This window comes from Paraburkholderia sp. GAS41 (genome assembly GCF_050436545.1).
Lineage (GTDB): Bacteria > Pseudomonadota > Gammaproteobacteria > Burkholderiales > Burkholderiaceae > Paraburkholderia.
Genome location: NZ_JBNDMK010000002.1, coordinates 292,636 through 311,285, shown reverse-complemented (window position 1 = coordinate 311,285; position 18,650 = coordinate 292,636). Strand labels below are relative to the sequence as shown.

Here is an 18,650-nt window from a genome sequence, read left to right as displayed (position 1 = left end):
TGCCACGCAAAATCTTTCAAGCCGGCATTCTAGTCGCGTCGTGGCGAGTTTGCCCGGAATGCGTCGGACAAGCGCAACGCGACACGCGGGACAGACGCCACGTACAATCCGACGACCGTTATGCAGGGAATTGGAAAAGAATGATTGATCAGAATCGCGATCTCGTACTCGTCACCGGCGCTTCCGGCTTTGTCGGTTCGGCGGTGGCGCGCATTGCGCAACAGAAGGGTTTCAACGTGCGCGTGCTGGTGCGCGCCACGAGTCCGCGCCGCAATGTCGAAGCGCTCAACGCGGAGATCGTCGTCGGCGACATGCGCGACGAGGCATCGATGCGCACCGCACTGCGCGGCGTGCGCTACCTGCTGCACGTCGCCGCCGACTATCGCCTGTGGGCGCCGGACCCGAGCGAAATCGAACGTTCGAATCTGGAGGGCACCGAGGCCACCATGCGTGCGGCGCTGAAGGAAGGCGTCGAGCGCATCGTCTACACCAGCAGCGTGGCCACGCTGAAGGTGACGAGCTCCGGCCAGTCGGCGGACGAAACCTCGCCGCTGAAGGCGGACCAGGCGATTGGCGTGTACAAGCGCAGCAAGGTGCTGGCCGAGCGCGCAGTGGAGCGCATGATCGCCGAAGACGGGCTGCCCGCGGTGATCGTCAATCCGTCCACGCCAATCGGTCCGCGCGACGTGAAGCCCACGCCGACCGGCCGCATCATCGTCGAGGCGGCGCTCGGCAAGATTCCGGCCTTCGTCGACACCGGGTTGAACCTCGTGCACGTCGACGACGTCGCGGCCGGGCACTTTCTCGCGCTCGAACGCGGCCAAATCGGCGAGCGCTATATTCTCGGCGGCGAAAATCTGCCGTTACAGGCAATGCTCGGCGATATCGCGGCGCTGACCGGGCGCAAGGCGCCGACCATCAGCCTGCCGCGCTGGCCGCTCTACCCGCTCGCCGTGGGCGCCGAAGCCGTCGCGAAGATTACGAAGCGAGAACCGTTTGTGACCGTCGACGGTCTGAAGATGTCGAAGAACAAGATGTACTTCACGTCCGCCAAGGCGGAACGCGAACTCGGATACCGCGCCCGGCCGTACCGCGAAGGCTTGGCCGACGCGCTCGAATGGTTCAGGCAGGCGGGTTATCTGAAAGCATGAAGACAGGTGCGTGCCGGGTCGTGTCCCAACCTGGCGCCTAACATAAGGCCAGGCTTATGCACGAATCTGCACGCACTTTGTTACAACGTCGTCCGACCCACGGTGGGTCAAAGCCCGCACGCAACATGTAAAATCGCGGGTCTTACCAGAGAATCCTCGCATGAACCTTCACGAACAGCTCGGCGCGCTTGAAGTGGGCGTCGATCAGCTCATTCAGGCTGTCGTGGCCCCGCAGGCCCAAAACATTCCCGAGACATCCGCAGCACCTGCAGCGCCCGAGGCATCTGCCGATCAGGCTGAAGCCGCTACGCTCGCGGTAACGGAAGCCCCAGCAGAAGCCGTGGCAGAAGCACCTGAGGCCGCAGCGGTACCGGTTGAGGAAAAACCCACCTTGTCGATCGGTCGACCGGCGCAGAACGTCATCACCATGACGATCGCCGGCAACACCGTGGCGCTGCATCCCGAGCAGGTCGGTCAGTTGATCGAGGAGTTGTCGAATGCGCGCGCCTCGATGACGCCGGAGCCGGCGATGGGCGTGCCGTCCGGCTGGCGCTTCGTGTCCACCAAAAACCCGGTGTTGGCCGTGCAGAAGCAGTCGAACGGCGACCGCGTGGTGATCATGCGCCATACCGGCCACGGCTGGGTGCCGTTCACGTTCTCGCCGGACAACGTGATCCAGATGTACGCGCTGCTGACGCAGCGCTGAGATGAACGGCGGCGCGTCGCGCGCCGCCTGCCGGGCGCCTGCGGCGCCCTCAGCCACTCACCGATCCTGTTGCACGGGCGCCTGCACCCGCGCCTTCCACTGCCCGCCCTTGCCGCGCCAATACCGCACAGCGGACGCAAAAGTGGCACCGACATAGAACAACGCCACCAGCGGCAAGAACGGCGCCCACAGGGGCGCGCGACCGTAATAGCGCAGCATCGGCGCATACGCGGTGCACATTGCCGCCCATGCCAGCCATGCCGGCAACCCTCGCGCCCCGAGCGCCAGCGCGGCCACCGGCGGGATCAGATAGATGATCGCCATCCCCGCCAGCGTGCCGGCCAAGAGCCACGCGGAGTAGTGCAACTGGGTGAAAGCCGTGCGCGCAATCATGTTCCAGATCTCGCGCCAGTTGTCGTAAGGACGCAGCGAGACGCTCCGCGCCGCCACATCCAGACGGATCGGATGACGCCCCTCGCCGCGATGCTTGATGCGTGCGGCAAGACTGCAATCGTCGATCAACTCGGCGCGGATCGATTCGATGCCGCCCGCTTCTTCCAGTGCCGTGCGCCTCACCAGCATGCAACCGCCCGCCGCCGCGGCCGTCTTGTTGCGCGGATTGTTGACCCACGAGAACGGATACAGCTTGGCGAAGAAGAACACGAAGGCCGGAATCAGCGCCTTTTCCCAGAACGAGTCGCAGCGGAGCCGCACCATGAGCGACACCAGATCGCGCTGTTCTGCCTCGGCCCGGACGACCAGTTGCATCACGGCGTCGGTGGGGTGGCCGATGTCGGCGTCGGTCAGCAACAGAAAGTCAGCAGGCAGGCCCAGCGCGCGCACCGCCTCGATGCCTTGCGACTGCGCCCAGACCTTGCCGGACCAGCCCGGCGGCAGCGGCTTCGCGCTCAACACCGTCAGGCGATCGGGACATTGAAGCGCTAGTGCCGCAGCGCGGGCCGCGTCGGCAGTACCGTCCGTGCTGTGGTCGTCGACCACGATCACGTGAAACGGGCCTGGATACGCCTGGGCGAGCAGCGTACTGACTGCCTGCGCGATAACGTCGGCCTCATTGCGGGCCGGCACCACAGCGGCCACGGCCGGCCATGCGTCACGCGGCGCGCTCGCGAGCGGCGCAGCGGGACGTGCCCGCCAGAAACCGCCGCGGGCAAACAGCAGCACACACCAGATCAACAGGGAGAGACACGATAGACCAAACAGAACCACCTGCATTACGCGTTGCCCTCGATTGAAGTGGCGCGCACACCGACGCGCCGGGACAGCCACATTGCGAGCGCGCGCGCCGTGACGACAAACCAGTCGAAGCCATCGAGCGCCGGGCGATGACGGAAAACGTCATAGCCCGCCTGTTCGATGCGTTCGAGAATGCGCAATCCGCCGTGGACGATACCGCACAGCACCAGCCGCGCGCGCCCGGGCATGCGCAACGCGAGCGGTGCCCCACGGACCAGCATCGTACGGGCATACGCGACCTCGTAGGCCATTAGCCTGCGCCACGCGTCATCCGTGACGCCGCTGGCCATGTGGGCTTCGGTGACATGAAAGCGCTTGAGGCTGCTCTGCGGCAGATAGATACGGCCGTTTTTCAGGTCAATCGCGATGTTCTGCCAGAAATTGATCAGATGAAGCGCGGTGCAGATCGTATCGGAATCGGCGAGGTTGGCGGGCGTTGCGGCATCGAACAGATGCAGCATCAGTTGGCCCACGGGGTGCGCGGAACGGCGGCAGTATTCGAGCAAGGCTGGGCGGTCGGCGAAGCGCGTGGTGTCGATCTCCTGATCGAGCGCTGCGACGAGGTCGTAAAATGGGGCGAGCGGCAGTTTATGCTGCGCCACCACACCGGCCAGCTTGCCGAACATGAGCGGATGAACGGGCGCCTTCACGCCGTTTGCCACAGCGTCGAGTCCTGCCCGAAAATCGGCAAGACGCGTGTGACGCTCGGCAGCACTCCAATCGCCTTCTTCGACGATGTCAGCGGCCGTGCGGGCAACCTGATAGATCACGCCGATCGGCACGCGCAACGGTTTGGGTAACATGACGCTGGCGATCGGCAAGTTTTCGTAGTGGTCGGCTTCCATACGGCGAGCCTCAAATACATGCATAAGGTAATGCGGTTGTAAGCATCAACCGCAGGAGCCCATAGTTTAAGGGTTCCGCAACTTGACTGCAGCGCGCCACTCATGCCGGACGGCCCTCGCAGGCTACGCTGGACGGGGCCACAGCAGAGCAAAGCGCGCCCGATAGCGTTAGAATGCGCGTTTAGTTTTCGACTACCGGTTTTGCACCGGTTTTCAGACATCAATTATTATCAATGTCGCGGCGATAAAGTCCTTTGAACGACTTCTTCGAAACCTGCGTCAGTCGGAGTTCGGTAGCCTATGCGAGTCATCCTTGCTCAACCCCGTGGCTTTTGCGCGGGGGTGGTCCGGGCGATCGAAATCGTCGATCGCGCGTTACAGCAACACGGCGCCCCCGTGTATGTGCGTCACGAAATCGTCCACAACCGCCATGTGGTGGATAACTTGCGTCAGAAGGGCGCGCGCTTCGTCGAGGAACTCGACGAGGTGCCTGAAGGCGCGGTGGCAATTTTCAGCGCACACGGTGTTGCGCAGACCGTCGAGCGCGACGCGGAACAGCGCGGCCTCGACGTGCTCGACGCCACCTGTCCGCTCGTGACCAAGGTGCACGTGCAGGGGCGTCAGTACGTGGGCGCAGGCCGCACGCTGATCCTGATCGGCCACGCGGGGCATCCTGAGGTCGAGGGCACGATTGGCCAGATTCCGGGCAAGGTCCTGCTGGTGCAGAGCGAGGCCGAGGTCGCACATCTGGACTTGCCGTTGGACGCGCCGTTGGCTTATGTGACGCAGACAACACTCTCGGTCGACGATACGCGCGGGATCATCGACGCGCTGTTGCGCCGATTCACGAACATCGTCGGTCCGGATACGCGGGACATCTGCTATGCCACGCAAAACCGTCAGGCGGCGGTGCGCGAGTTGAGCACGCAGGTTCAGGTGTTGCTGGTCGTCGGTGCGACCAATAGTTCGAACTCGAATCGCTTGCGGGAGATTGGCAGCGAGACGGGCGTCGCGAGTTATCTGGTTGCCGATGGCTCTGAAGTGAAGGCGGAATGGTTCGCGGGTGTGCAGACCGTAGGGATTACCGCGGGGGCTTCGGCGCCTGAGGAGATGGTCGAGAATGTGATCGATGCGCTGCGCGCGCTTGGGCCGGTTGATGTTTCTACTATGGACGGCCGCGAGGAGAAGGTTGAGTTCAAGCTGCCTGCCAAGTTGATTCAGCCGTTGGCTGCTCGGGAGGTTTGAGGTTTTTTTGTTTGTCTGGTTGCTGGTTTGTTTGTCTGGCTGATGGCTTTTGGTTTGCCTGCGGCGTTGGGTTGTTTTCCTGCGGTGTTGGCCTTTCCTTGCATTCTTAGTGGTCTATTTGCTTCGCCCCTGTGCGGGGCAGCACCTACTTTCTTTGCCGCCGCAAAGAAAGTAGGCAAAGAAAGCGGGCTACAACCGCTAGCCAGTAGTGAGCCGTCTAGGTCTGCCAGTGGAAACGGCGCAAGACGAGACGTGTCCTCGCGTTTCCCCTGTCCGTGACAAGGCGCTCATCCACCCCACTCCGCACTCTGTGCGTCGCGGATGGGTTTGCTGGGGAAAGCGTGGGGCGCCACACTTAGTTTTCCTACAGACTTTACCGAAACGGTTGTGCCCGACGGCGGGCCGCGAAGCGCGACGCTGGAACGGATGACAGCTTTGTCACTGAGGTGTGTGGTGCGAGGGCAGCTCTCGTGTTGGGCCGTTTCCGGATCACGGCAGAGATGGCTCACTACTGGCTGGCGGTGTGAGCCCGCTTTCTTTGCCTACTTTCTTTGCGGCGGCAAAGAAAGTAGGTGCCGCCCCGCACAGGGGCGAAACTAATAGACCAATAACAAAACAAGGAAAGGCCAACACCGCAAGAAAACAGCCCAACGCCGTAGGCAAACAAAAACACCAAAAAACCAGACAAACAAAAACCCCTACCCAGCACTCCGAGCATTATGCTCAGTCAAAAATTTAATCAGACCATCAACCCCGCCCTTGGCGAGCTGATCCGCAAACTGCGTCTGATAAACCTGAATGAGCCACGCCCCCATCATGTCGATGTCATACACCTTCCAGCCCGAGTCGGTCTTCTCCATCCGGTAACCGACCGAATCATCCCCGCCGTTGCTGATCACGTGCGACTGCACCACCGCGTCCTTGCCCCCCGCCACCACGTTGGCCGGCGCGAACTTGAACGTCACCGTCTCATCGCGCAACTGCGCCAGTGAAGCCGCATAGGTGCGCACCAGCAACGTCTGGAATTGCTCGTACAACTGCTTCTGCTGTTCCGGCGTCGCCGTCGTCCACGCCTTGCCCACGGCAATCCGCGTCGTGCGCTGAAAATCCGTCGCAGGCACGAAATGTGTTACCACCACCTGCGTGATTTTGCCCATGTCGCCGCTGCGCGCCTGCGGATCAGCCTTCATTGCCGCAACCGTGCCTTCCACTGCGCTCTTCACCACCGCGTCTGGGGCGGTCTGCGCATAAGCCGTAGTGGAAACCACTGCGGCCGCCAAAAAAGCAGACAGATAACGTTTCATAAGCTCTTCAGGACAGAAAAAATGACCACTGGATGACCCGCCGGGCCACGCTGAAAGCCAGTATACCGACTTTGTACCTTTGTCCGCTCCCTACAACCCTGAGCTAATTAGTCCCACGTCGGTATACTTAGGCCCTCATGCTCAAAACGCCGTCTGTGACAGGGCCAAACTCGCCTACATGCTGAAGTCATCTATCGTCCGTCTCGTCGCCTGGTCGGTGAGCCGACCATTGCGCGTCATCCTGCTCTCACTGATCCTCGCGGTCCTGAGTGGCCATTACGTTGTCGACCACTTCAAGATCAATACCGACATCAGTCGGCTCGTCGAGAACGATCAAGCCTGGTCCTCCCTCGGTGACGCCATCGACAAAGCGTTCCCGCAACGTGGCCAGACCGTGCTGGTCGTCGTCGAAGCCCGCGCCCCCGAGTTCGCCGACGCCGCCGCCAACACGCTCACCGCCGCGCTCAAAAGTCAGCCCAAGGAGTTCGTCGCCGTTACGCAACCGGCCGGCGGTCCATTCTTCGAACACAACGGCCTGCTGTTCCCTTCGCTAGACGAGGTCCAGTCCACCACCGGGCAACTCGTGCAATCGCGGCCGCTCATCAACGCGCTCGCCAAAGATCCCAGCCTGACGGGTCTCGCAGGTCTCCTCACCACCAGCCTGCTGTTGCCGCTCCAGCTCGGCCAGGTGAAGCTCAGTGACATGGGCCATCTGCTCGCCCAAAGCGCGGACGTGCTCGACCGGGTGCTCGCCGGCCAACCCGCCGCGTTCTCATGGCGCGCGCTCGTCGACAAAGACATCGCCACCAACCCCGCACGTGCCTTCATCACCGTGCAGCCGGTAGTCGACTACGGCGCGCTCGAACCGGGCGCACGCGCCTCGGCGGCCATCCGCGCCACCGCGGCATCGCTCGACCTCGGCGCACACTACGGCGCCTCGATTCGTCTGACGGGCGAACAGCCGCTCGCCGACGAAGAGTTCGCCTCCGTGCAGGACGGCGCAGCGCTCAACGGCGCCATCACCTTCGTTGTCGTTCTGGTGATCCTGTGGCTCGCGCTGCGTTCGGGTCGCATGATCCTCGCCGTGCTCATCACGCTATTCGTCGGCCTCGCCATTACGGCGGCGCTCGGCCTGATGATGGTCGGCGCGCTCAACATGATTTCGGTCGCCTTCATGGTCCTGTTCGTCGGGCTCGGGATCGACTTCGGCGTCCAGTTCGGCGTGAAGTACCGCGAAGAGCGCCATCACGACGACCGCATCGCCTCCGCGCTCATCAACACGGCCCATACCATCGGCGTGCCGTTGACGCTCGCCGCCGTGGCGGTCGCCGAGGCGTTCTTCTCGTTCCTGCCCACCGCTTATCGCGGCGTCGCAGAGTTGGGGCAGATCGCGGGCGTCGGCATGTTCGTCGCGTATGGGACCAACATGACGCTGTTTCCAGCACTCCTGAAGGTCTTCAACCCGCCGGGTGAACCGGCAGCGCCGGGTTTCAAACAGTTGGCGCCAGTCGACGACTTTCTCGACCGCAACCGCAAGCCCGTGCTGATCGGCACGCTCGTCGTCGTGATCGGCGCGCTGCCGTTGCTCACGCATCTGCGCTTCGACTTCAACCCGTTGCATCTGAAAGACCCGCATACGGAATCGATGGCGACGCTGCTCGCGCTGCAGGACTCTCCCGAAGCGGCGGTCAACAACGTGCGCGTGCTGGCGCCTTCACTCGCCGCAGCGGATCGGATCGCGGCGCGTCTGAAGAAGCTGCCGGAAGTCGGCCGCGTGACTACGTTGAGTACGTTCATCCCCACCGACCAGCCGCAAAAGATCCTGCTGATCAATAGCGCCGCTCAACAATTGCTGCCAGCGTTGACTCAAACGCCTGCTGCGCCCTCGAGCGACGCCTTGCGCGTCGCTGCATTGAAGCGCGCAGCAAACCAGCTCGTGCTCGCGGCCGAGGACCATCCGGGTCCGGGCGCGGCCGAGGCACAGCACCTTGCCGCCACGCTGCAAAAGCTCGCTGCGGCCGATCCAGCCACGCGCGACCGCGCTGAGACCGCAATGTCGGGCACGCTAAAGATCGCGCTGGCGCAACTCGCCGCTCTGCTGCAACCCACCGAAATCACACGTGCAAGCTTGCCGGCGGAGATCTCGCGCGACTGGGTTTCAACTGACGGACAGGCACTCGTGGATATCGCGCCGAAGGTTGCGCCCGGCGCTGACTCCGGCGACGATGCAATGCTGCGCCGGTTCGCGCATACTGTGAAAGCCGCTGAGCCTGGAGCGATCGGCGGCACGATTTCGATCCTGCATTCCGCAGACGTAATCATCAAGGCGTTCCTGCAGGCAGCGTGTTGGGCACTGCTGACGATCACGATTCTGTTGTGGCTCGCGCTGCGACGTATCGGCGACGTTATGCGTACACTGATCCCGTTGCTCGTGTCCGCACTGGTGACACTCGAGTTGTGCGTAGTGTTTGGCATGCCACTGAATTTCGCCAACATTATCGCGTTGCCACTCATGCTCGGTGTGGGCGTTGCGTTCAAGATTTACTTTGTCATGGCATGGCGTAACGGGCAGACGGGCTTGCTGCAATCGAGCCTGACTCACGCCGTGATGTTTAGCGCAGCCACTACGGCGACTGCGTTTGGAAGTCTCTGGTTGTCGCATCATCCGGGAACGTCGAGCATGGGACGGCTGCTTGCGCTCTCCCTCCTCTGCACACTGATTGGTGCCGTGGTGTTTCAACCCGTCTTGATGGGTAAGCCGCGCGCGCGTCGCGCTTCAAAAGAAAAGCAAGGAATCGTCAAATGAAGATGCGAACCACCGCCCTGGCCCTGGTCCTCGCAGGTGCTGTCACAGGGTGCGCGACGGGTCCGGACCGCAAGCCCGGCGACCCGCTGGAGCCGATGAACCGCCAGATCTTCAAGTTCAACGACGCGCTCGACCGCACGATCGCGCAGCCTGTCGCGCGCGGCTATCAGAAGGTGACGCCGCAACCTGTCCGTCAGGCCATCAGCAACTTCTTCTCGAACCTGGGCGACGTCGGCAATGCAGTAAACAACATCCTGCAACTGAAGATCACCGACGCGACCGAAGACATCATGCGCTTCGTGATGAACTCGACGTTCGGGCTTGGCGGGCTGCTCGATTTCGCCACTCAGGCGGGCCTGCCGAAACACCATGAAGACTTCGGGCTGACGCTCGGACGTTGGGGCGTGCCGGCGGGTCCGTATCTCGTGCTGCCGCTGTTCGGTCCGAGTTCGGTGCGCGACAGCACCAGCTACATCGTCGACTTTCGCTTCAGCGTGATCCATTACCTGAAACCGGCGGTGCGCAATCCGATGTACATCGCCCAGTTCATCAGCGCGCGTTCGGACCTGCTCGGCGCGTCGGATCTGCTGCAGGCGGCGGCGCTCGACCAGTACTCCTTCGTACGCGACGCGTATACACAGCAGCGCGCCTCGATGCTGCGAGGCTCGAGCACGAATACCGCGCCATTGCCGAACTATGGCGATCCGGACGCGCCGGGCGGCGCGGGCGCAGCACCGGCACCGGGCGCATCGGGCGCCGCGCCGGCTGGCTTGCCGGATTACAGCGATCCGGGTGATTCATCGGCGCCGGCGGCACCGGCGAATGGCGCGTCGGGTAATGAGCCTGCCGGATTGCCAAACTACGAGGATCCGGGCGAGACGGCGGCGCCAGCTAACGGTGCGTCGGGCGCCACGCCCACCAATCAGGCTAGCCCGGCAAACAATGCTCAAACGGCCCAGCCAGCGATGAGCGCAAGTTCGCCGAACGCAGCGAGCGCGCCGGCGATGGGTGCGCCGGTTCCGGTCAAGTAGCGACACCGCCCTTATCATGCAAAACAGCCCGACCGGCTCACGCCGTGTCGGGCTGTTTCATTTCCACGCTCGCACGTCTCCTGATCCGAGCCGCGTGAAGCCGCCTGAGTGCCGCTCAGGCCACTTTCGCGCGTGTCGTCTTCAGTGCATGGTGTCGGCTTCGACGCGAGCCGTCACTTCCTCGACGCTCGCGCTCACCGCGGGCTGCGTAGCCGGGCTCAAATCCGCACGATACCGCTCGAACGCTTCGTCTGCGTAGCGAATCCGGGTGCGGCCATGCGGAGCCGGTTCGCCGTTTTCGCCGAGATTGACGAACACCATCTTCTCCACCGTCAGAATGCTCTTGCGCGTGACCTTGTTGCGCACTTCACAGCGCAGCGTGATCGACGTGCGGCCGAAATCCGTCGCGGTCATCCCGAGCTCGATGATGTCGCCCTGGCGCGCCGAGCTGACGAAATTGATCTCCGACATGAACTTGGTCACCACACGCTGGTTGTCCAGCTGGCAGATGGCGTAGATGGCAGCTTCTTCATCGATCCAGCGCAGCAGGCTTCCGCCGAACAAGGTGCCGTTGGGATTGAGATCTTCAGGCTTGACCCATTTTCTGGTGTGAAAATTCATCTGGTATCCCCTTCGTAAGGTGATGGGGGCTCGATCGGGGGATCGAAACCTAGGGTTAATACCTAGATTATACCAAATATAAGGGTTTTCCCTTGGTCACCAAAAAATGGCCTCCATAGGGCCGCCCGTCGTTATCGACTCTGACTCAGATCGTCAGCTGCAGTGCGCTCGCCGCACCGAGCGCCCGACGCGCCTGGACCAGCGCCGTGCGCGCGGCGCGGGCATCGGCGGCGACCTGTAGCAAGGGCCAAAGCTGTGACGGTTGCTTCAGCAATTCGCGCAGGATCGGTGCAATGGCGGTACTACCGTCGTCGCGCAGTCCCGCCGTCGCAGCAGACGGCAGCGTGCGCCACGCAGGATCGACAATCGCGCGGCACACGGTGAATGGCACACCGTGCGAGGCAGCAATGGCGCCAGCGATATGCGACTCCATGTCCACCGCGAGCGCGCCGTTGGATCGATGCAGCACGGCTTTGTCTTGTGCACCCGTCAGCGGCGTCGTAACGCCGGCCAGCAGACCACGGTGCAGGCGCGTGCCGATTGGCGTCGCCGCCAGCGCGGCGGCCAGCCGGTCGGACCAGCGTAAATCGGTGGCGAAGCGCCCGAGCGGGCCTTCCACCGCATCCGCAACGATCACGGCGCCAGGCGCCAGATCAGGAGCAAGACCTCCAGCGGTGCCAAAACTGATAATCCCCGAGCAGCCGCGAGCGACCGCGGCGCTCAGCGCCCGCTCGAGCAGATCGGCGCGTGCGGCGTACACCACCTCGATGCCCTCGCCGCGCACGATCCGCGCCTCGAAGGCCATGCCGGTGACGGCGATCACCGGCAAGCTGCCGCTCGCGACCCGCGACGACGCAACCGACTGTGTAGAGCGCGTGGACGTGCTCACCTTCACATTCCGACCACAACGCGCGTCAGCCCGTCGCGCTTCAGTTGCCGGTAACGCGCCAGCGCCCAGAGCGGGAAGAACTTGCGATAGCCGTGATAACGCAGATAGAACACGCGCGGGAAGCCGGTTGCCGTGAAGCGGGTTTCGTCCCACAGACCGTGTTCGCGCTGCTCGCGCAGCAGGTATTCGATGCCGCGCGCCACCGCCGGATGGTCGACGCAGCCTGCCGCCATCAGCCCCATCAGGCCCCAGGCCGTCTGCGACGCTGTGCTCGCCGCCCGTTCGTAGCCGCGGTAGTCCAGCTTGTAGCTCGTGCCGTCTTCGCCCCAGCCGCCGTCATCGTTCTGGATCGACACGAGCCACTGCGCGGCACGCTTGATACGCGGATCATCGTGCGCCATGCCGGCTGCATTCAACGAACAGAGCGCCGTCCAGGTACCGTAGACGTAGTTCATGCCCCAACGGCCGTACCAGCTACCGTCCGGTTCCTGCTCCTTGAGCATGTAGTCATAGGCGCGCCGCGCCGGCTCGCTGTTCGCCGGCAGCTCGCCCAGTTGCGCGAGCATGGACAGGCAGCGGCCCGACACGTCCGCAGTGGGCGGATCGAGCAATGCGCCGTGATCGGAGAACGGAATGTTGTTCAGGTAGTACTGGGTGTTTTCCGGCTCGAATGCGCCCCAGCCGCCGTCGCTGCTCTGCATGCCGACCACCCACTCGCGGGCGCGGGCAATCGCCTGATCGTCGACGTTCGACCGCGTGAGCCCGGCCGATCGCTGCATCGCCATGACGACCACGGCCGTATCGTCGACGTCCGGATAATAAGGATTGGCGTACTGGAACGCCCAGCCGCCGGGCCGTACGTCCGCGCGGCGCGAGATCCAGTCGCCGCGCACGTCGAGAATCTGCAGCGGACGCAGCCATTCCAGGCCGCGCTCGGCGGCCTGTTCGGCGCGCGGGTCGCCGGTTTCGAGCAGCGCATGGGCGACGAGCGAGGTATCCCATACCGGCGAGAGGCACGGTTGGCAATACGCTTCGTCGTCCTTGATGACGAGCAGCTTGTCGATCGACTGACGGGCAATCGCGCGACTCGGGTGATCGGCCGGATAACCCAGCACGTCATACATCATCACCGAGTTGGCCATGGCCGGGAAAATCGCGCCGAGTCCGTCTTCGCCGTTCAGGCGTTCGTCGACGAAGGTCTGAGCCGCCTTGACCGCGCGCTCGCGCGTGTACTTCGGAAACAGGCCGTCGACCAGGCGCAGCACGTGATCCACGCCACGGAAGAAGGTGAACCAGCCCTTGCTCTGATGCGGCGCACGCGGCAGCAAGCCGGTCGTGACGGGCGCGCCGTGGAACAGTTCGTCGATCCGCACGCCGCGCGGGTTACGCGCCACCGGCCGCTTCGCGTTCAGCACGAGCAGCGGCACGATCACGGTCCGCGCCCAGTACGACACCTTCGACAGATGGAACGGGAACCATTGCGGCAACAGCATGATTTCGACCGGCATCATCGGCACGGCGTACCACGACACCACGCCGAACAACGCCAGCAGGATGCGCGTGAACACGTTCACGGCTTCCGCGCCGCCGTGCGCCAGAATCGCTTCGCGAGCGCGGCGCATGTGGTCGGCGTCTTCCGGCTCGCCGATCATCTTCAGTGCGAAGTAAGCCTTGACGCTCGCGCTGACGTCGAGCGCGCCGTCGGTGAAGAGCGGCCATCCGCCGTTGGGCAGCTGGATGCGGCGCAGATAGCGCGCAATCTTCTGCTCCAGTTCCGGATTCGCCGCTTCGCCGAGATAGTGGACCAGCAGCACGTATTCGGCGGGGATGGTTGCGTCCGCTTCGAGCTCGTAGACCCAGTGGCCGTCCGGCTTCTGCGCGGCAAGAATCGCGTCGGTGGCTCGCGTGACGGCGGCGTCGAGTGCTGCGCTGGTCTGCGTCGCCGGAATCGCCGCGGCGTCAGGTGAAATGGACACTGCGGTTTCATTAGCGGCGGCCGTGCTCACTACCGCGTCGGGCGTCGTAACGGCTGCGGCCGCCGCGTCGGCGCCAGCGGCGAGACCACGCGTCTCGGGTGAATCGGGCGATTCGTTGCCGGTCGTCCGGGCAAGGGATAAGTCGTTCATCTGCGTTCCATCGGTTCGTTCAGCAGCGTATCCGCGGCCTTCTGGCCTGAGCGGATCGCCCCTTCGATCGTCGCGGGCAGGCCGGTGGCCGTCCAGTCTCCCGCGAGCATGAGGTTTTTCCAGCGTGTGCGCGTGCCGGGACGATGCATCTCCTCGCCAGGCACAGCGGCGAACGTCGCCTGCGATTCCATGACGACGCGCCACGCCGGCATGGGTTCGAGCGGCAAGCTGGCAACCTGGGCCACTTCCGCCCACAGCGTCTGCGCGAGGATGTCGTGCGGCGTATCCAACAGCCGCTCCGCGCCGCTGATCGTCACGCAAAGGCGTCCGTCGAACGCGAACAGCCACTCGGCGGTGCCATTGAGCAGGCCGGTCAGCGGCGGCACGCCGAATGGCAGTTCGACCGCGAAGTGCACATTGACGGTCGCGCTAAAGCGCCGCGGCGCCTGCAACCCGGGCACCAGCGTGCGCGCGACCGTTGGCGGTACCGCCAGTACCACGGCCGCGCCGGCGTCGAGTGCGAGGCGCTCCTCGCCGGCGAAATCCAGCGCGCTCACCCGGCCCGTGTCCGCAAACACGATCTGCTGCAACCGCGCACCCAGCCGGATCGCGGCGCCGCCATGCTGCAACAGACGCAACGCCGGATCGACAAAGGCGCTCCCCAGGCCATTGCGCGCGACCAGCGGGCGGCTCGCCGGGCCGCCTGCCGCAAGGGTTTCGCGCGCCACCGCCGCCGCCAGCTCGGCGCTGGCATCACGCGGTTCGTGGTTGAGCACCATCCGGAACAGCGGCCGCAGCAAGCGGTCCCACAGCACGCCGTCGCAGCGCATGGTCTGCGCCATGGTGCGGCCAGGCTTCGCGAACAGCAGCGGCGCGAGGGTCAGATAGTCGCTCGGGTGGGTGTTCGGCACCCGCGCCGTTTGATCGAAGATCCACCAGGGCAGGCGCCCAGCCGACAGGCGTACGGTCCAGCGCGCGCGCGTTGCGAGGTCCATGAACGGGTACTCGGCCTGGGCCGGTCCCGTCAGTTCGTCCGCAGCGCCGATCGCGCGTAAATAATTCAGCGTCGCGGCATTGCCGGACAGCACCACATGATTGCCACTGTCGATGGTCGCGCCAAGTGTGCGATCGTAATACGAGCGGCACCGTCCACCGGCCTGTTCAGCCGCCTCGTGCAGCACGACCTGCGCGCCGCGCCGCTGCAATTGCACCGCAGCGGCCAGACCGGCGAGGCCCGCGCCGATCACGTGGACGAGCTTTGGCATCAGAAAAAGGCGTACTTCGCCAGGATCCACAGCAGGCGCGCGCGCGGCTTGCCGACCTTCGTGCGCGGCAGATCGAAACCGCGCTCAACGGTGCGATCGAGTAGACAGCGATAGACCCCGGACATGATGCGCGGGGCGCGGACCTGATTGCGCGGCGTGGCGTCCATGATCGCGTCCGCCTGGGCGAAGTGCTGTCGGGCGCGCGCCACCAGCTTGGCGCAGACACGCGGCAGCGACGGGTCGTCGGTGACGGTATGCGGCGTGGTGGTGGCGATGCCTTCCAGCGCCAGCAGTTCGCGCGGCAGATAGCAGCGGTTGATGCCGGCGTCTTCGTCGATATCGCGCAGGATGTTGGTCAACTGCAGCGCGCGGCCGAGGTGGTGCGCCAGCAGGCGGCCAGGCTCTTCCTGCATCCCGAATACCCTCACCGATAAACGACCCGCGGCACTCGCGACCCGATCGCAATACAGATCGAGCGTGTCCTCGTCAGGCGCGCAGATATCGGCGGCGGCATCCATCGCCATACCGTCGATCATCGCGTGAAAATCTTCGCGTTGCAGGTGAAACGTATGGATGTGCCGCGTCAGCGCGCGCAATGAAGCGCGCGGCGCGCCGGCATAGCAGGCGTCGATGTCGGCACGCCATTGTTCGAGCCCTGCGGCACGCTCGGCGCGCGGCAGATCGCTGTCGGCAATATCGTCGACAGCGCGGCAAAAAGCGTAGACCTGATACATCGCGTCGCGCTGCGCAGCCGGCAGGATGCGCATCGCAAGATAAAACGAGCTGCCCGATGTTGCGGCAGCGGCGTCGGTTTCTGTATCGTCCACGACAAGATTGGAAACAGCCAAGACGATCTCCGCTGAGGGGCCCTCTGGAGGCGGTCAAGAAGTCGCGCCCACCGCAGGGTGAGCCGCGCGCGCGGACACGCGCAAATACGCCGGCCAGGATGCCGGAAACGCCGAAAAGTATAACAATCTTTGCGGGATAACGCAGTTTAGGCCGGTAGAGTCGGCCATTATTGCCGGATCACACGCCGCGTGGTACGCCCGGCGCGGCTCGCGGCCGCACCTCAGATAAAGGCGACCGACCGGTTGCGGCCCTGCCGCTTGGCGCTGTAGAGCGCCGCGTCGGCTTCGTTGATCAGGACGTCGTAGTTAGGCACCCCGACGCGCGCCGCGGCACCCCCCACGCTTGCCGTCACCGGCACGGACACGCCCTGCACGTCGACCGATACGTCGCCGATCGTATGGCGGATCTTTTCCGCGACCTGCATGGCGTCTTCAAGCGGCGTGCACGGCAGCAGCAGCGCGAATTCCTCACCGCCGAAGCGGCCGAACGTATCCTGCACCCTCACGACCTGGGCGACCCGCTGCGCCATCTCGCGCAACACCGAATCGCCGACCACGTGACCGAACTGGTCGTTGATCTTCTTGAAGTGGTCCAGATCGAACAGCAGCACCGACATATCGCCGCCATAGCGCTGCCAGCGCGTGTATTCGTCGCGTAGCCGGGATTCGAAGAAGCGGCGATTGGCGATGCCGGTCAGGCCGTCGCGGTCCGCATATTCCTGCAGCTTGGCGACCGCTTCTTCGCGTTCGCGTTGCACGATGCTGACGTGCGTCACGTCCGAGATGGTCACGCACACGGCCACCACTTCCCGCTCACGCGTGAGCGGCATGAAAGTGCAGTCCTGCTGCATGAAATCGACGCCGCCGGTAATGGGCCGGTCGTGGTCGAACTTGAACAGATACGGGCGCTGCTCCCACGAACTGAAGGCAAAGCTGCCGAGCTGGAACACGCTCTCGAGCTTGCGGGTCAGCCACACGCGCGGCAGTTCGGGGAAACTGGCGAAAATCGACTTGCCAACCACCCGCTCGGCCGACAAGCCGCTGTGGTCCTGCATGAAGCGGTTCCACATCAGCACCTTCATGTCCCGATCGAGAACGAAAATGCCGAAGCCGACGCGCTCGACAACGAGGTCGCTTAACGAAGCAGCGGGCCCATTCATAGACTGGACAGCAACGCGTCGAGCGCGTGATTCATGTGACGGATCGATTCCTGGGCCATGAGCATCACCAGATGAGCGCGGAAACTCTGGTCTTCGAGCGCGAAATTGACTTCGACCAGCAGCGCCACTTCCCAGGCGAGCACGCCAGGCTGGAACACGTCGTCAAGCGACATCGCCTCACCGAGCAGGCCGGGGGCCGAAAACACCGGCGTGCGACCGAGTTGCTCGAAAATGCTCGAAACGCATGCCCCCGTCAGCACGTTGGCGACGTCGAAGATCAGTTCCTGCTGGCTCACCTGCTCGTAGGCGGAACGCGGGTACGGGTCGTTGACCAGCGAGCACAGCTGCTCGATGCTGCCGCTGCGGCAGATCACCAGCGCCTCGCCCTTGATGTCCGAGCGAAAGCCCTGGCGCACCGCGCTCACGGACTCCTCGATGCCGGTCATTTCGCGCAATGCCGCCGCCGCCTTGCTGATCTCGACGACCTGCACGCGCGGCACCGACAGTTCGATGAACGTGTCGAGCAGCCGCCCCAGGCGAGTCGCGGCCTGGCCCATCGCGAGGTTGGCGACCTCTTGCAGCGCGTCGCGCTGATCTTCGTTGAGGACTGGCTCAAACATACAACCCGTACTCCTTGAGGATGGGTAGTAGCGCCTCGGGGCCGACCGGCTTGGGGATGAAGGCAATCGCGCCGAGCGAACGTACGCGCTCCTGCGCCATGGGCTGCACGTCGGCGGACACCACGATAACGAACGTGTTGAGGTCCTCGTGCTGCAAAGCCTCCAGCACCTGATAGCCGGTCATATCCGGCATGGTCAGGTCGAGGAACATGACGGACGCCTTGCCTTCGCGGTACAACGCGAGCGCTTCGCGGCCGTTCGATGCGTAGCTGATGTCGACATCCCAATCCGGCGGCAGCGCCTTTGTGAGCACCTTGCGGGCAAGCAGCGAATCGTCGGCGATCACAATGGGCAATGACATGGCGGGGTCTGGATACGGGATTATCTCAGTCGCGTTAACGGCTCAGATCAAAAATTCTTTAGCAAAGCCGAAGTCGGGCCGGCGGCAGGAAATCCCGCTGCAAATGGGAATACAGATTGCAAACAGCCGAGGGAGCGCACGCGAACGCGCGTGCGAGAGGAACGATGCGGGTGCGCGTGAGCGCACGTGGGACGATAACGATGACCGGCATGTTCGAGCCTACCCCGTAGGTGATTCTGCGCGGCTGAGTGGAAAAGGCGAACTCCAGCCTGTCGCGCGCGTTTCCGCGAGCTCCCTCCGTCACGCCTGATGTGCGTTGTCTGGCTGGCCCTCGCGGCTGTGCATCTGAGCATGGCAGACGCACTAATTATCGTGTGACAGATTCTGAGATTAATTGAGCGAAAAGGCAACTCGTCAA

At 63.9% G+C, this 18,650-nt stretch carries 16 protein-coding genes; 5 read left to right on the top strand and 11 right to left on the bottom strand.

Translation table 11 applies throughout. The features are described from left to right. Window positions 1-140: 140 nt before the first annotated feature. Both hpnA and P3T43_RS04505 read left to right on the top strand, forming a co-directional pair. Window positions 141-1,151, top strand: a complete 1,011-nt coding sequence (gene hpnA, locus P3T43_RS04510; protein ID WP_429279838.1) for a hopanoid-associated sugar epimerase — start codon at window positions 141-143, stop codon at window positions 1,149-1,151. A 160-nt stretch (window positions 1,152-1,311) separates the two neighbouring features. After that, window positions 1,312-1,857, top strand: coding sequence for a hypothetical protein (locus tag P3T43_RS04505; RefSeq protein ID WP_429279837.1), 546 nt, complete (start codon window positions 1,312-1,314; stop codon window positions 1,855-1,857). Between the two features lie 57 nt (window positions 1,858-1,914). Here the strand turns inward: P3T43_RS04505 and P3T43_RS04500 are convergent, their stop codons facing one another. After that, window positions 1,915-3,090 (bottom strand): glycosyltransferase, encoded by a 1,176-nt coding sequence (locus P3T43_RS04500; RefSeq protein ID WP_429279836.1) that lies wholly within the window; start codon window positions 3,088-3,090, stop codon window positions 1,915-1,917. After that, window positions 3,090-3,956, bottom strand: a complete 867-nt coding sequence (gene hpnC / locus P3T43_RS04495; protein WP_429279835.1) for a squalene synthase HpnC — start codon at window positions 3,954-3,956, stop codon at window positions 3,090-3,092. Before hpnC ends, P3T43_RS04500 begins: the two co-directional genes overlap by 1 nt. A gap of 300 nt (window positions 3,957-4,256) precedes the next feature. On the opposite strand from hpnC, the gene ispH reads away from it, so the two are divergent. Continuing rightward, window positions 4,257-5,201, top strand: coding sequence for a 4-hydroxy-3-methylbut-2-enyl diphosphate reductase (gene ispH / locus P3T43_RS04490; protein ID WP_429279834.1), 945 nt, complete (start codon window positions 4,257-4,259; stop codon window positions 5,199-5,201). Between the two features lie 698 nt (window positions 5,202-5,899). Here the strand turns inward: ispH and P3T43_RS04485 are convergent. After that, the gene (locus tag P3T43_RS04485) at window positions 5,900-6,505 is read right to left on the bottom strand and encodes an MlaC/ttg2D family ABC transporter substrate-binding protein (RefSeq protein ID WP_429279833.1); all 606 of its coding nucleotides are present in this window, start codon (window positions 6,503-6,505) and stop codon (window positions 5,900-5,902) included. Between the two features lie 178 nt (window positions 6,506-6,683). On the opposite strand from P3T43_RS04485, the gene P3T43_RS04480 reads away from it, so the two are divergent. Continuing rightward, window positions 6,684-9,311: an MMPL family transporter gene (locus P3T43_RS04480; RefSeq protein ID WP_429279832.1), complete on the top strand. Its 2,628-nt coding sequence runs from the start codon at window positions 6,684-6,686 to the stop codon at window positions 9,309-9,311. Continuing rightward, entirely contained in the window at window positions 9,308-10,342 is a 1,035-nt protein-coding gene (locus P3T43_RS04475; RefSeq protein ID WP_429279831.1) for an MlaA family lipoprotein, read from the top strand. Before P3T43_RS04480 ends, P3T43_RS04475 begins: the two co-directional genes overlap by 4 nt. A 141-nt stretch (window positions 10,343-10,483) precedes the next feature. Here the strand turns inward: P3T43_RS04475 and P3T43_RS04470 are convergent, their stop codons facing one another. The 8 genes from P3T43_RS04470 to P3T43_RS04435 form a co-directional block, all read right to left on the bottom strand. Next, window positions 10,484-10,963, bottom strand: coding sequence for an acyl-CoA thioesterase (locus P3T43_RS04470; protein ID WP_429279830.1), 480 nt, complete (start codon window positions 10,961-10,963; stop codon window positions 10,484-10,486). A 145-nt stretch (window positions 10,964-11,108) separates the two neighbouring features. Beyond that, window positions 11,109-11,768, bottom strand: a complete 660-nt coding sequence (locus P3T43_RS04465) for a phosphorylase (protein WP_429280158.1) — start codon at window positions 11,766-11,768, stop codon at window positions 11,109-11,111. 86 nt (window positions 11,769-11,854) lie between these two features. Further along, window positions 11,855-13,978 (bottom strand): squalene--hopene cyclase, encoded by a 2,124-nt coding sequence (shc, locus tag P3T43_RS04460; protein ID WP_429279829.1) that lies wholly within the window; start codon window positions 13,976-13,978, stop codon window positions 11,855-11,857. Further along, entirely contained in the window at window positions 13,975-15,243 is a 1,269-nt protein-coding gene (hpnE, locus tag P3T43_RS04455) for a hydroxysqualene dehydroxylase HpnE (protein ID WP_429279828.1), read from the bottom strand. Before hpnE ends, shc begins: the two co-directional genes overlap by 4 nt. Beyond that, window positions 15,243-16,091: a presqualene diphosphate synthase HpnD gene (gene hpnD, locus P3T43_RS04450; protein ID WP_429279827.1), complete on the bottom strand. Its 849-nt coding sequence runs from the start codon at window positions 16,089-16,091 to the stop codon at window positions 15,243-15,245. Before hpnD ends, hpnE begins: the two co-directional genes overlap by 1 nt. Before the next feature lie 221 nt (window positions 16,092-16,312). Next, window positions 16,313-17,251: a sensor domain-containing diguanylate cyclase gene (locus P3T43_RS04445; RefSeq protein ID WP_429279826.1), complete on the bottom strand. Its 939-nt coding sequence runs from the start codon at window positions 17,249-17,251 to the stop codon at window positions 16,313-16,315. After that, window positions 17,248-17,871: a chemotaxis protein CheC gene (locus tag P3T43_RS04440; RefSeq protein ID WP_429279825.1), complete on the bottom strand. Its 624-nt coding sequence runs from the start codon at window positions 17,869-17,871 to the stop codon at window positions 17,248-17,250. Before P3T43_RS04440 ends, P3T43_RS04445 begins: the two co-directional genes overlap by 4 nt. After that, window positions 17,864-18,232, bottom strand: a complete 369-nt coding sequence (locus tag P3T43_RS04435; RefSeq protein ID WP_429279824.1) for a response regulator — start codon at window positions 18,230-18,232, stop codon at window positions 17,864-17,866. Before P3T43_RS04435 ends, P3T43_RS04440 begins: the two co-directional genes overlap by 8 nt. Between the last annotated feature and the right edge of the window lie 418 nt (window positions 18,233-18,650).

Excerpts from the sequence above, each read along its gene's own strand:
- ispH (WP_429279834.1), top strand. The coding sequence starts at position 4,257 with ATGCGAGTCATCCTTGCTCAACCCCGTGGCTTTTGCGCGGGGGTGGTC.
- P3T43_RS04435 (WP_429279824.1), bottom strand. The coding sequence starts at position 18,232 with ATGTCATTGCCCATTGTGATCGCCGACGATTCGCTGCTTGCCCGCAAG.
- P3T43_RS04505 (WP_429279837.1), top strand. The coding sequence starts at position 1,312 with ATGAACCTTCACGAACAGCTCGGCGCGCTTGAAGTGGGCGTCGATCAG.
- P3T43_RS04470 (WP_429279830.1), bottom strand. The coding sequence starts at position 10,963 with ATGAATTTTCACACCAGAAAATGGGTCAAGCCTGAAGATCTCAATCCC.
- P3T43_RS04485 (WP_429279833.1), bottom strand. The coding sequence starts at position 6,505 with ATGAAACGTTATCTGTCTGCTTTTTTGGCGGCCGCAGTGGTTTCCACT.
- P3T43_RS04480 (WP_429279832.1), top strand. The coding sequence starts at position 6,684 with ATGCTGAAGTCATCTATCGTCCGTCTCGTCGCCTGGTCGGTGAGCCGA.
- hpnC (WP_429279835.1), bottom strand. The coding sequence starts at position 3,956 with ATGGAAGCCGACCACTACGAAAACTTGCCGATCGCCAGCGTCATGTTA.
- hpnA (WP_429279838.1), top strand. The coding sequence starts at position 141 with ATGATTGATCAGAATCGCGATCTCGTACTCGTCACCGGCGCTTCCGGC.
- shc (WP_429279829.1), bottom strand. The coding sequence starts at position 13,978 with ATGAACGACTTATCCCTTGCCCGGACGACCGGCAACGAATCGCCCGAT.
- P3T43_RS04475 (WP_429279831.1), top strand. The coding sequence starts at position 9,308 with ATGAAGATGCGAACCACCGCCCTGGCCCTGGTCCTCGCAGGTGCTGTC.
- P3T43_RS04445 (WP_429279826.1), bottom strand. The coding sequence starts at position 17,251 with ATGAATGGGCCCGCTGCTTCGTTAAGCGACCTCGTTGTCGAGCGCGTC.
- hpnE (WP_429279828.1), bottom strand. The coding sequence starts at position 15,243 with ATGCCAAAGCTCGTCCACGTGATCGGCGCGGGCCTCGCCGGTCTGGCC.
- P3T43_RS04465 (WP_429280158.1), bottom strand. The coding sequence starts at position 11,768 with ATGGCCTTCGAGGCGCGGATCGTGCGCGGCGAGGGCATCGAGGTGGTG.
- P3T43_RS04440 (WP_429279825.1), bottom strand. The coding sequence starts at position 17,871 with ATGTTTGAGCCAGTCCTCAACGAAGATCAGCGCGACGCGCTGCAAGAG.
- P3T43_RS04500 (WP_429279836.1), bottom strand. The coding sequence starts at position 3,090 with ATGCAGGTGGTTCTGTTTGGTCTATCGTGTCTCTCCCTGTTGATCTGG.